Source organism: Acinetobacter sp. V102_4, assembly GCF_031799005.1.
GTDB classification, from domain to species: Bacteria; Pseudomonadota; Gammaproteobacteria; order Pseudomonadales; family Moraxellaceae; genus Acinetobacter; species Acinetobacter calcoaceticus.
The window spans coordinates 38,331-50,967 of record NZ_JAVQNR010000042.1 but is presented as its reverse complement, the minus strand read 5'-3'; the positions used below and the strand labels follow the sequence as shown (position 1 = coordinate 50,967).

The 12,637-nt window shown below is 36.2% G+C and carries 10 protein-coding genes and 2 pseudogenes; 7 read left to right on the top strand and 5 right to left on the bottom strand.

From position 1 onward, the window contains the following. Positions 1–321: 321 nt before the first annotated feature. A complete protein-coding gene (locus RMB13_RS12610) occupies positions 322–873 on the bottom strand; it encodes a peptidylprolyl isomerase (protein ID WP_281836925.1) in 552 nt (183 codons plus the stop codon). A gap of 157 nt (positions 874–1,030) precedes the next feature. Beyond that, positions 1,031–2,101 carry an alpha/beta hydrolase gene (locus tag RMB13_RS12605; RefSeq protein WP_281836923.1) on the bottom strand — a complete coding sequence of 357 codons (1,071 nt, stop codon included), beginning with the start codon at positions 2,099–2,101 and terminating at the stop codon, positions 1,031–1,033. A gap of 211 nt (positions 2,102–2,312) precedes the next feature. On the opposite strand from RMB13_RS12605, the gene RMB13_RS12600 reads away from it, so the two are divergent. Next, positions 2,313–2,675 carry a hypothetical protein gene (locus RMB13_RS12600; RefSeq protein WP_231764332.1) on the top strand — a complete coding sequence of 121 codons (363 nt, stop codon included), beginning with the start codon at positions 2,313–2,315 and terminating at the stop codon, positions 2,673–2,675. Between the two features lie 166 nt (positions 2,676–2,841). On the opposite strand, the gene RMB13_RS12595 is transcribed toward RMB13_RS12600, so the two are convergent. Together RMB13_RS12595 and RMB13_RS12590 are read right to left on the bottom strand one after the other, a co-directional pair. After that, a complete protein-coding gene (locus RMB13_RS12595) occupies positions 2,842–3,072 on the bottom strand; it encodes a hypothetical protein (RefSeq protein WP_000733015.1) in 231 nt (76 codons plus the stop codon). Between the two features lie 391 nt (positions 3,073–3,463). Continuing rightward, positions 3,464–4,330 (bottom strand): MBL fold metallo-hydrolase, encoded by an 867-nt coding sequence (locus RMB13_RS12590; protein WP_151745566.1) that lies wholly within the window; start codon positions 4,328–4,330, stop codon positions 3,464–3,466. 107 nt (positions 4,331–4,437) lie between these two features. Between RMB13_RS12590 and RMB13_RS12585 the strand changes: the two are divergent. The 6 genes and pseudogenes from RMB13_RS12585 (at position 4,438) to RMB13_RS12560 (ending at position 10,924) form a co-directional block, all read left to right on the top strand. Then, positions 4,438–5,366: pseudogene (locus RMB13_RS12585) on the top strand (LysR family transcriptional regulator). Between the two features lie 128 nt (positions 5,367–5,494). Further along, entirely contained in the window at positions 5,495–6,049 is a 555-nt protein-coding gene (gene grpE, locus RMB13_RS12580; protein WP_311085399.1) for a nucleotide exchange factor GrpE, read from the top strand. 118 nt (positions 6,050–6,167) lie between these two features. Further along, positions 6,168–8,108, top strand: a complete 1,941-nt coding sequence (gene dnaK, locus RMB13_RS12575) for a molecular chaperone DnaK (protein WP_017391196.1) — start codon at positions 6,168–6,170, stop codon at positions 8,106–8,108. Positions 8,109–8,436: 328 nt separating this feature from the next. Beyond that, entirely contained in the window at positions 8,437–9,354 is a 918-nt protein-coding gene (locus RMB13_RS12570; protein ID WP_311085398.1) for a matrixin family metalloprotease, read from the top strand. 112 nt (positions 9,355–9,466) lie between these two features. Next, positions 9,467–10,448 (top strand): annotated as a pseudogene (locus tag RMB13_RS12565) (M57 family metalloprotease). Positions 10,449–10,549: 101 nt separating this feature from the next. Continuing rightward, positions 10,550–10,924, top strand: coding sequence for a hypothetical protein (locus RMB13_RS12560; RefSeq protein WP_003656007.1), 375 nt, complete (start codon positions 10,550–10,552; stop codon positions 10,922–10,924). Positions 10,925–10,986: 62 nt separating this feature from the next. On the opposite strand, the gene RMB13_RS12555 is transcribed toward RMB13_RS12560, so the two are convergent. After that, the gene (locus RMB13_RS12555; RefSeq protein WP_311085397.1) at positions 10,987–12,279 is read right to left on the bottom strand and encodes a lytic murein transglycosylase; all 1,293 of its coding nucleotides are present in this window, start codon (positions 12,277–12,279) and stop codon (positions 10,987–10,989) included. Positions 12,280–12,637: the final 358 nt, after the last annotated feature.

Sequence of the window (12,637 nt, the reverse complement as noted above, 5' to 3'; positions counted from 1 at the left end):
CAATCAATGATAATATTTCGATCAATCAATCAGTAAAAATCCACACAAGTTGTTCTTCATAATCTCTTAATGATCTTTCTGCTCTTCGTCAGAGACAGAATTCAACGCAATACTAAGCTTTTCATCTTAACCCTGTAAGCTAAGATATTCTCATGTATCGCGTCGGGATGAGTGCATTATAGGGGAAAAAAAATGGTACGCAAGCACTTTTCTAAATATATGTGTTTGATCGATTCTTTTTCACCCAATCAAAGTTAAGAAAATCAAAAATATTAGTTTAAATTATTGATAATAAACAATAAATATTAAAATATTTTATTTTCATTCTTTTTTGATTTTCACTTCTATTATCTTAATAGGTTGTTTAGGAACGTTCTGATGCATTCCATCAGTGATTGTCGGTACTTTTACAATACGGTCAACCACATCCATTCCTTTAATCACTTTTCCGAAAACGGCATAACCAGCATTACCAGCAGAGCGATTTAGAAAACTATTATCTGCGACATTAATAAAGAACTGGCTAGTAGCAGAGTCAGGATTTGCCGTACGAGCCATCGCTAAGGTTCCGCGTGTGTTCGCAATCCCATTTCCAGCTTCATTTTTGATTGGTGCTCGAGTGGTCTTTTCCTGCATATTTGCAGTAAGCCCACCACCCTGTACCATGAAACCAGGAATTACGCGATGGAATATCGTATTTTTATAAAAGTTCGACTTTATATAGCTTTTAAAATTCTTGACGCTGATTGGGGCTTTCTCATCATAAAGTTGTATTTCTATGTTGCCTAAATTTGTTTGCATTTCAACTAAAGTGTCAGCCCAGACAGAATGACTGCTTAAACCCAAGCAACATAGCATTAATAATTTTTTCATATCTTCCTACAGCAAAATGCAAAACTTAATAAAGGTTAAATTTAATCGTCTATATAAAAGAATTCTAGTGAGTATTTATTATCTTTTATTTAAAGCCTTATATTTTAGATTTGAGTATGAGTCCACGTTCCACGTGAAACATGGACCAAACTTTTATTTAGCTATTTTTATCCCAAAATTTTCTAAAGTTTTTACTGAACTCAATGGTGTAACGTTTGGCCTTTTTAGAAATAGGCGTCAGATTTATAAATCCATGCGTTTGATCTGAGTATTCTTCATAATACATTTTGACGCCATTTTGGCGTAGCTTATAGCTATAGATTTTCCCTTCATCATGTAATACGTCATGCCCAGCAGTAATAACAAAAGCCGGTGGATTCTTCTTCAAGTTGCCATAGGTTGGAGAGATAATAGGATCGTCTAATTCTACGTTATGCTGGGTTGCATAATATTGAGTGACATTATTGATATCTTTATCTGTCAAAACCAATCCTTCGTTATAGGCATAGAAGGATGGATGTCGGCTCTTGAAATCGACTGTAGGGTAAATAAGAAGTTGTGCCTGTGGAGCATAAGGTTTATTTACTGATCGTTGAGCCACGACTGTACTGATGTTTCCACCTGCACTATCACCCGCTACCGCAATTCGACCTTTTAATATTTTTAATTGCCTACGATTTTGATATACCCAAGCCAAAGCATCTTCACAAGATTGGATTAAATGTTGAGGAGAAACCTCAGGCGCAAGAGGATAATCGATACTGAGTACTTGTACTTTTGCATATTTTGCCAATATACGACACACCTCATCATGAGTATCTAATCCACCCACAACAAATCCCCCTCCATGATAGAAAACAAGAAGAGGTAATTTTTTATTAGGTGCTGGATGATAATGTCTCGCGAAAACGGTTCCACTTTGAAGAGGTAAACGAATATCTTCTACGGAATCAATATCCGTTGATTTCTGGCGTATAGCCAGCATTTGCGTATCAAACTGCCTTCTGGATTCAATTGGATCTGGACCAATAAAACCGATACGCCCCTGCTTAATTTGTACAGCCATCAGACATTTTGTAAATGAGTCCAAGTCAGGATATTGGTAAGAATACCCAAGAATTTTGGCAAGTGATTCTTGAGCTAATCGAGGTAACTTATCAAGGGCTCGAGCAGCGGGCCCTTGGCCCTTATCTAGCAATGTTTGAATTTTTTGATTAAATGCTGTCATGCCTATCTCCATGAATTCCTCTTATCCTTCATATTTTCTACAGAATTCTGTTGCTGTTTGACTATATTCGCATACAACTCATGTAATCAAGATACAAAGGTAAAAACTAAATTACGCTAATCTGATTTAAAGCAAATGTCATTAACAAATCTGTCGTTTCAAGCAGGAGTTTTTTGCCAATTATTGTTAACAGACAAAAAGAGGTACGATTATGTCAACAAAACTAGTTATTACTTTATTAGCAACCAGTCTTTTAACTGTAGGCTGTGTGGCTTATACGGATGACCCTTCTTATCGTGGTGGGTATGGTTACCCAGATACTAATCGCTATGATCGCAATGATGGACGTCGATATAGTGATTGGGAACGGAAGCGTTGGGAAGAGCGTAAAAGACTATATGAACAACAACGGAGAGATGCTCGCGAACAAGACCGAAACCGCCATGAGTGGGATAAAAGACGCCATAACGAGGATAAAAAACACCGTGATGACGATAAAAGACGCCACGAGTGGGATAAAAAACGGGTAGAAGATCGTGATCATAATCGTCGAGATTCTCGTCATGATGACTAAATTCTTTACTATATAAAAAGCCCCAATAAGCTACGTCTTTTGGGGCTTTTTTGAGAATTCTAAACTCTCTTAATTATAGAGTAATGAGTAGCAGCTCACTTCATACATAAATCGGCATCTTAAATATATGACTCTATAACCTTTTAACTGTTCTTATCGCTAAGAATTACTGAGCAGTGGCAGAACCTGAAACTGAACCTGAAGCACCAGCATCAACTTGACCTGGTTGTGCTTGGCCAGAAACGCCAGCATCAACACCTACACCAGCTTGTACGCCAGATGGGCTAGCACTTGTTTGAGCAGAACCTGATGCATTTAAACCAGCTTCAGATGCACAACCAACAGCTGTAAAAGCGACACCAGCAAGTACTACAGAGATAAGACCTAATTTTTTCATAATCGTTTTCCTTTCATTACGACAAACACTTAAATGCAAAGTTCATCTTCGCGCTGCCTATAATTCACAATTTTTTTTTCTGGCGTGCGTATCATTGGTTGTCTTTTGTAGTAATAGAAGTACAAATTGTGCAATTTTTTATTAAATTCCCTTCCCTACTCTTAGCTCTATCTTTTATATAAAAGTAGTAACTTAAGCTTTTGTTTAATTTTATTAATTTTTAATTTTCATCTTAGCCTTTTACTCTACTCAAAAAAATTCTCTTTATAGAAATGCTATATAAGGTGCGTAGAATGTTACAGAGGTTTTTTGCTTAAAAATTACTTTTCCCATTAAAAAAGCCGGGTATAGACCACGGCTTCTCTAAAAATTTATTATATTCCGTTTTAAATTACGGCCATTGCATCTCACCTTTTACAACTTTTGCACCTAACTCGAGGCTATCCACACTTTTTAACGTTGGATATTGTTTTTGCATGAGCTGACTCAATTCGCTAGCATTTTTACTTACTTTAGCCGCTTTCTCATAGCTCTTGAGATAATCGATCGAAAAGTTAACTGCATCCAAACCTTGTGGAGCTCCTTCAACCATATGGGCTGGAACCACCGTTTGAGGTTGAAGTGCTTTAATGCTTTCTAGAGTTTGAATCACTTCATTGCGGTCTTTAACTTTTGGTGTATCTGCCATCCATAAATGAATACCTGAAGATACAGGAATACCGCCGACTACTGCTTTTGAAGAAGGAATCCATAAATAAGTGAGTTCTTTCTTACCTTTAATTTCAATTGACTCATTCTCTAATTTTAAAGTTTTAGCAGTGTAAGCTTGAGGCACAATAATTTGGCTAGGCGCATTTGCACCCATTTGTGGTCCCCAATACTTCACTTTAAGCGCTTGAGTATCTTGAATATGTTTAACAGTTTCCGGCGTTGCGATGATTTGTACATTTGGGAAGTACTGTTTAAATACATCTAAACCAAAGTAATAGTCGGGATCACCATAACTCACGAAAATTGTCTTTAGCGTTTTACCGCTATCGAGAATATCGGCAGCAATACGTAATGCTTCAGATTTTGAGAATTGCGCATTGACTAATAGAACTTCTTTATCACCTTCAATTAAAGTAGAAGTCACCCCAAAATGTTCTGGTTTAGCCAGAAAACTTTGGATTTTTAGATCTTGTGCAAAAGCTGAGGAAGCCATCGTCAAAGCTGTAGCAGTTGCTAGGGCCGAAGCAGTTAATTTAAAAAATTTCATTATGTATTCTCCAATTTCATAAGGAATACTTTAAATTGCAATTTCTGTAAGGTAAATGCACTAAATTAAGATAAACTGTTGCATAAATTGTAATAATGATAAAGCAGATGGACACATTAAAAGCCATACAAGTCTTTGTTTCTATTGCTCAGTATGGCAATTTAACCAAAGCCGCAGAACATCTTAATTATTCCCGTGCCATGGTTTCTCGCTATCTTGAACACCTAGAGCATACATTCTCAACTCGCCTATTTCAGCGGAATACCCGAAAAATATCTCTCACTCCAGCAGGTGAAAAAGCTCTCCTCTACTGCGAAAATATTTTACAACAACAACAACTTTTACAAGAGCTGGCAGCACCCGAGCAACATAACGGTACGATTCGTTTTACTTGTGGTTTATTTTTATTTCAATTAGGCGTTGGGGAATGTATTCGTCAATTTAAAAAGCAACACCCACATATTCAATTTGATGTATATCTTACTGAAAATACAATTGACTTGATTGATGCACAAGTCGATTTAGCTTTGCGTATAACGCAAAAAGTTGCAGATGGATTAATTGCGAGACCAGTCTGTCAGATCGAATCAGTATTTTGTGCTCATCCAGACTATTTAAAACAGCACAGCCCCCTCTCTCACCCAAGACAACTTATTCAATACGAATGTTTAGCTCACCACAGCCAACATCAATACTGGACTCTTTTTGATGAAGAGCAACAACCACAGAATTATCCTTTAAACGTCACCTTTAAAAGTAATGATGTAAATGCTGTTTATGATATGTGTCTACATGCTCAGGGTGTAGCTATGTTGCCTTCACTATTAGTTAAAAAAGATTTAAAAGAAAAACGACTAGTTCCTTTATTTAAAAACTTTTCAGCGCCAGAGCTAAGTTTGTCGGTGGTATATGCATCTAGGCAACATTTACCCAAAATAACGCAGGAATTTATTGCTTTTATGATCGAAAATTTAGATTTTTACTTAAAACCGCAAAATTAAAAGCTTTAAATTGTCGTGTACGCTTGAATTTTTAGGCAGTGCCCATACTTCATACCTATTAATGAATTACAGCATATGCATGGCAGTTCAGGTTTTACACAGTAAATACTGATGCCAAAAAGGACTGTACATGTTTAAAAACCCATTTAAACGGAGATCATCAATGGCTAATGAGCAAAACGAGCAAGCTCAAGACATTCAACACGAGCAAGCAGAGCAATCTAATGAGCAAACTCAGGCTGAAGGTGGAGAGCACGCAAACGACGTTACCGTTGAATCTTTACAAGCACAAATCACTAAATTAGAAGAAAGTCTTAAACTTGAAAAAGCACGTACAGCGAATGCTGTTTACGAAGCACAAAAAAGTGTAGAGCGTATTCAACGTGAGTCTGAGAAGCATAAGGAAACTGTGCTTGAAAAATTTGCAAAAGAATTGCTGGATTCTGTAGACAATCTAGAGCGTGCGATTCAAGCAGCGGGTGATGAAGAAACTCCTGTACTTGAGGGTATTAAGTTAACCTTGAAGTCACTATTAACTACACTGGAAAAATTTGGTGTTGTAGAAGCTGACACTCAAAATGGTTTCAACGCAGATTTACATCAAGCAGTGGGCATTGCCCCAGACGCTAAAGCGAATGAAATCGGTACCGTTTTACAAAAAGGCTATACCTTAAATGGTCGCTTATTGCGCCCTGCTATGGTTATGGTTGGTCAATAAATAAAAAATTGAGAGTTTTTAGATTTTTTTTCGCTAAAACGCTTGAAAAAAATAGATTCACTCTCATATCGGATAACAAGCAAAAACATTGCAAAAGAATTTTTGAGGAAAACGTCACATGGCAAAAATTATTGGTATTGACTTAGGTACTACCAACTCATGCGTTGCTGTACTTGAAGGCGATAAAGTAAAAGTAATCGAAAACGCTGAAGGCACACGTACAACTCCATCGATCATTGCTTATAAAGATGGCGAGATCTTAGTGGGTCAAAGTGCTAAGCGTCAGGCAGTAACTAACCCGAAAAATACATTATTCGCAATCAAGCGTTTAATTGGTCGTCGTTACGAAGATCAAGCGGTACAAAAAGACATCGGTCTTGTACCTTATAAAATCATCAAAGCTGACAATGGTGATGCTTGGGTAGAAGTAAACGATAAAAAATTAGCACCTCAACAAGTCTCTGCTGAAATCTTGAAAAAGATGAAGAAAACTGCAGAAGACTATTTAGGTGAAACAGTTACAGAAGCAGTTATTACTGTTCCTGCTTACTTTAACGATGCTCAACGTCAAGCAACTAAAGATGCGGGTAAAATCGCTGGTTTAGACGTTAAACGTATCATTAACGAACCAACTGCTGCTGCACTTGCGTTCGGTATGGACAAAAAAGAAGGCGATCGTAAAATTGCTGTTTACGACTTAGGTGGTGGTACTTTTGACGTATCAATCATTGAAATCGCAGACCTTGATGGCGACCAACAAATTGAAGTGTTATCAACAAATGGTGATACTTTCCTTGGTGGTGAAGACTTTGATAACGCATTAATTGAATTCTTGGTTGAAGAGTTTAAGAAAGAACAAGGGGTGAATTTAAAAAATGACCCACTTGCGTTACAACGTTTGAAAGAAGCTGCTGAAAAAGCAAAAATTGAGCTTTCTTCATCAACTGCAACTGAAATTAACCTTCCATACATCACTGCTGATGCGACTGGTCCTAAACATTTAGTGATCAATGTAACTCGTGCAAAACTTGAAGGTTTAGTTGCTGATTTAGTTGCTCGTACAATTGAACCTTGCCGTATCGCGCTTAAAGATGCTGGTCTTTCGACTTCTGACATCTCTGACGTGATTTTGGTTGGTGGTCAGTCTCGTATGCCACTTGTACAACAAAAAGTACAAGAATTCTTTGGTAAAGAGCCACGTAAAGACGTGAACCCTGATGAAGCAGTTGCAATTGGTGCTGCGATTCAAGGTGCGGTATTGTCTGGTGACAAAACTGACGTTCTTTTATTAGACGTAACGCCATTAACTTTAGGTATTGAAACAATGGGTGGTGTATTAACACCAATCATTGAGAAAAACACAACGATTCCTGCGAAGAAATCACAAGTGTTCTCTACTGCTGCTGACAACCAGCCTGCTGTAGATATTTCTGTTTACCAAGGTGAACGTAAGATGGCTCAACAAAACAAATTGTTGGGTAACTTCCAATTAGGCGACATTCCACCTGCTCCACGTGGTGTGCCACAAATTGAAGTATCTTTCGACATCAATGCTGATGGTATCTTGAAAGTATCTGCTAAAGATAAGAGTACTGGTAAAGAGCAATCAATCCAGATTAAAGCAAACTCAGGTTTGTCTGATGCTGAAATCGAAGCAATGATTAAAGATGCTGAAGCGAATGCTGAAGAAGATCGTAAGTTTGAAGAACTTGCAAAAGCTCGTAACGAAGCTGATGCATTAATTTCAAGCTCGAACAAAGCTGTAAAAGATCTTGGTGATAAAGTTACTGAAGATGAAAAAACAGCTGTAAGCACTGCAGTTTCTGAACTTGAATTAGCAACAAAAGAAAATGATGTTGAAGATATCAAGGCAAAAACTGAAGCTTTACAAAACATCTTAATGCCTATCACTCAACGTGCTTATGAACAAGCACAGCAAGCTGGTGGTGCAGAAGGCTTTGATCCAAATGCATTCCAAGGTGGCGATGCAGGTCAACAAAAAGCTGATGATGGGGTTGTAGATGCAGAGTTTACTGAAGTTAAAGATGACAAAAAATAATTTGTTTCTTTAATAAAAACCGCGCTTAGGCGCGGTTTTTTATTAGTTACAAAAAATAACAATGATTTTTTAAGGGAGTTTTTTAATTAATTGATGTCAAAAAGATCAATGATAAAAACTAATCTATTAATTATAAAAAAGATTTTATAAAGAAAAATACATTGTTACTTATTACATTAATTATTCCATTATTGCCAAGTCTAAAAACATCTTTTTAAATTTTTCTACCAAGATCACAAACACCGACTACTCTCTTGCATTTTTTATCATTTTGACGAAGTTGATTAAGTAGCTAACAATAAGATTTATTTATATTTTTTATTTTGCCATGAAAAAATTTCTATGGTGGGGAATTAGCTTGTGTTTATGCATAGGCTTACAAACAATGCTGTTTGCTCAAAGCAATCTATCAATTGGTTCATCTCATCAACCTTTAAAGTATCAAATTGCTTTTATTGACCCTCGGTTTCAACTCACTAAAGAACAATTTATGGAGGTTAGCCAGCAAGCCGCTGAAATCTGGCAGAAAGAGACGGGAAAAACCTATTTTACTTATGATTCAGAAGCCCAGTTATCAATTAACCTAATTTATGATGATCATCAAATAATTAAAAATGAGCAGCAAAACAGTTTGAATACTCTTTTGCAAAAGCAGGAACAATGGCGTATTAAAAATGAAGAAATTGTTTTAAATAAAAAAGAAGTTGAACAACTATCAACTGATTTAAACAAAAAAAAGAGCAGCCTAAAAACTGAATTTGAAGAATATCAACGAGACGTAACACGCTTTAATCAAGGAGAACATCAATACTATCGTGCCGATGAGTTAAAAGAACGGCAAAACCAACTACAACAAATATCTGGAAATTTGCAAAATGAATCAAATAATTTAAATTTTAGAATTCAACTGCTTAACAAAAAAATTAAAGAACTAAATCAAGAGCAAAGCGATTTAACAACGTTAATGACGCAATTTAAGCTAGAACAAAAAGCCAGTATTCAGCCCTTTCATAAAGGCTTATTCAGTCAAAACCAAATTCAAATTTACAGTTATGCTTCTTTAAATGATTTACGTTTGACCCTTGCTCATGAGTTTGGTCATGCTTTAGGACTCAAACATACCACTGATCCCAAATCTTTAATGTACCCCCGTTTAAAAGAGCAAGATATTCATAATTTCAAATTAACAGATTCAGATTTAGAGTTATTAGGCTCAATTTATAGTTCAACTAAGGAAAATCATTAAAGTTAAATAATTAAAAAAACTAAACAAAACCAAATACAATGAATTTAATCTAAATAAATAATTTTGCATTTGGTAAAAACTAATGAGACTAAAGTCGCATTTATTTATTTGAATTGTACATTTTTTGATTGATTTTTCATTTTATATTCTTATAATACGTTTTTTTTAAAATCTCCCCCTCTCCTATTATGCGTTTAACATCTTTGTTACTAGGCGTAGCCTTTGCTTTTTCTAATTTTCAGGCTAATGCTAATCTTGCCACTCCAGCTCATACTCAAATTCAGCAAAAAGCGGGTCAGCACCTGACTTATAAAATTGCTGAAATTGACCCACGTTTTGGTTTGAGCCAAGATCAATTGATTCAGATTAGCCAACAAGCTGCGGATATTTGGAAACAAGGTACTGGGCAGGATTATTTTACTTATGATCCAAATGCAAAGTTAGAAATTCGCCTAGTTTACGATAATGGTCAAAGTCGTTCTGAACAGCGTCAAAAAATTGCAGCTCAGTTCCAGCAAGAACAGCAACGTGTAATTGATGAACAGCAACAAATTAAGCAATTAAAGCAAACTCTGGGTCAAACTCAATCTGACCTTGAAAATAAAAAGCAGATTTTGAATGGAAAATTGAAAAATCTAGACCAGCAAATGATGCAACTTAACCAAGGCAAATTAGCACCTGAATACAGTGCTAAATCTTTGGCTAAAATCCAGAAAGATTTGCAAAAGCAAACCGTTGCTTTAAAGAAAGAAATTGCTGCATATAATGAGCAAGCTAAAGATTTAAATGTCAAAGTTACTCACTTTAATCAGATTAATAATAAGTTTAATGAATCATTAAACGAATTTAAGCAAAATGCTCAAGCGGATGTCTTTAAAAAAGGTATCTACAACGGCAAACAAATCGTGATTTATGAGTTTAAGTCTATTGATGATTTACGTTTAACGATTGCTCATGAGTTAGGACATGCGCTTGGTTTAAAACACAGTGATCAACCAAATGCATTGATGTACTCAGTTCGTAAAGATGGTGACAAAAAAATCACTGGCCTTACCGATGCTGATCGTGATCTATTGAGTGCTTTACCTCAATAATTAAGAACTTGATATAAAATGATGTATCTATTTCTAGATAGATACATCGAAATTCATATCAAAGTCATGTTATTGTGGTCATAAGAGCTAACGAAAATAGAATGGAGATCAAGATGAGTTACTATCATATCCTGATTGAAGTAAATGATCATATCAGCACAATTGAACAAACACGCGATATTGAACTGTTTGATATTATTGAAATCAAACCGTATCTTCATTCTATTCTAATCCCCTTTTTCAATGAGCATGAAATCGAGCTTGAAGATGAAAATATTGAATACAAAGATATTTTGCATCTTGAGGTGAAACAGACTCTGCTACCGATTGAACATTTAATTGAAGAAGAACAAAAGCAATTACCAAGTGATACAGATGTTACGATCACTGCGTATGAAATCTTTAATGATCGAGATTTAAGCCAAGATGTCACTTCAGTTATTTTTGATATATTGGAAGCGGTTAAATTAGATTAGCAATCTTATACAAGTACTTATAAAAAAGGTCTGCATGTACAGACCTTTTTATTATTTTCAGTTTATTGCATCATTTTTTGGGCTTGTTCTTGACGGAATGCGCGTAAGATTTGTTGCCCTGCTCGTCCGCTTGGATTTAAACCTAAACGAGTTTGCTCTTGACGAATAGCCACACGGGTTTTATCCCCAATAAGACCATCAACCGCACCAATATCGTAGCCGCGATTAATCAAAAACTGTTGGATTTCACGACGTTCTGCACGTGAAGTTCCTGGATCATCAGTTGGCCAAGATGTCGCAAAAGGACGAGCGCCTTTTAAACGATCAGATAGATGAGCAATTGCAAGACCATAACTTTCCGCAGCGTTATAACTATAGATAGCATCAAAATTCTTAAATACTAAGAATACTGGACCATTTACGCCTGCCGGTGCCATTAAACCTGCCGAAGTACTGCTAGATAAAGCCCCTTGAACAAGTGGAGAACCATCAATCCGAGTAACGCCTCGCGCACTCCAGCTACTCAAAGCTTTCTTTGAGCGTCGCCCTTCTCCATCAATTGACATACCTTGGGGAACTTTTACTTCAAAACCCCATGGCATTCCTGCTTGCCAACCCGCTTTATTTAAGAAATTAGCCGTTGAAGCCAATGCATCAACTGTACTAGACACCAAATCGCGACGACCATCTCCATCAAAATCAACAGCTAAACGTTCATAGGTCGATGGCATAAATTGCGTATGTCCAAATGCCCCAGCCCATGAACCTTTCAGTTGATCTTCAGTTAAGTCACCACGCTGTAAAATACGCATGGTGGCAAAAAATTCAGTACGGAAATAACTTTGTCGGCGACCTTCACAACTTAAAGTTCCGAGTGCTTGTAGTAAAGGATATTTTCCAGAAATATCACCAAAATTACTTTCAACACCCCACACTGCCACAATTGTTTCTGGTGGCACGCCGTAAGTTTGAGAAGCACGATTTAAAACATCCCGATATTGCGCCAACTTTTGTTTTCCAAGCTCAACACGCTCTTCATCGACTAAACCAGAAAGATAATCCCAAATAGGCGTCGAAAATTCTGGTTGATAATTTAATTTATCAATAACCGAATAATCTGGAGTTAAGTTTTGAGTATAACGATCATAGGTTGTACCAGAGACTCCAGCAGCAACCGCTTGAGAGCGTAAATTTGCCAAACAACTTTGGAAATTATTATTAGGCGTATAATTTTCGTTAGTCACTGCCGGAACAGTGGCACTGCTAGATATTGTAGAACCATTAATTACGAGCTCTGCTTGAGCCTGAGTCATTGCTAAAAATACAGAGCCAACAATACAAGAAAAACGTCGCATATTATCCCAGTTTCAATTTTTGAATTTAAATTTTTAAGTACCATACCATTATGAGTCTAAAATTTCAGAGAGAAAACGTAAATTTGAATTCATAATCTCTTCTTTAAATTCATTTCCCGTGTTTTAAATTCAAATTTTCCACTTTATTTTGAATTTAAAACTTCGCCCAGTGTGCATCACCAGTTTTGAATTCAAAATAATAGCGTATAGCTTAAATTCAAAAACCTTATTTTAAATTTAAACTATACAACAAGTGTTTCTGTGGATAAACTTATCCACAACCAAGCAAAAACAGTACTATTTATTGATTCTTTTCTATATTTCATCATTCTTTATGACACGGTAAATCCAATCAACC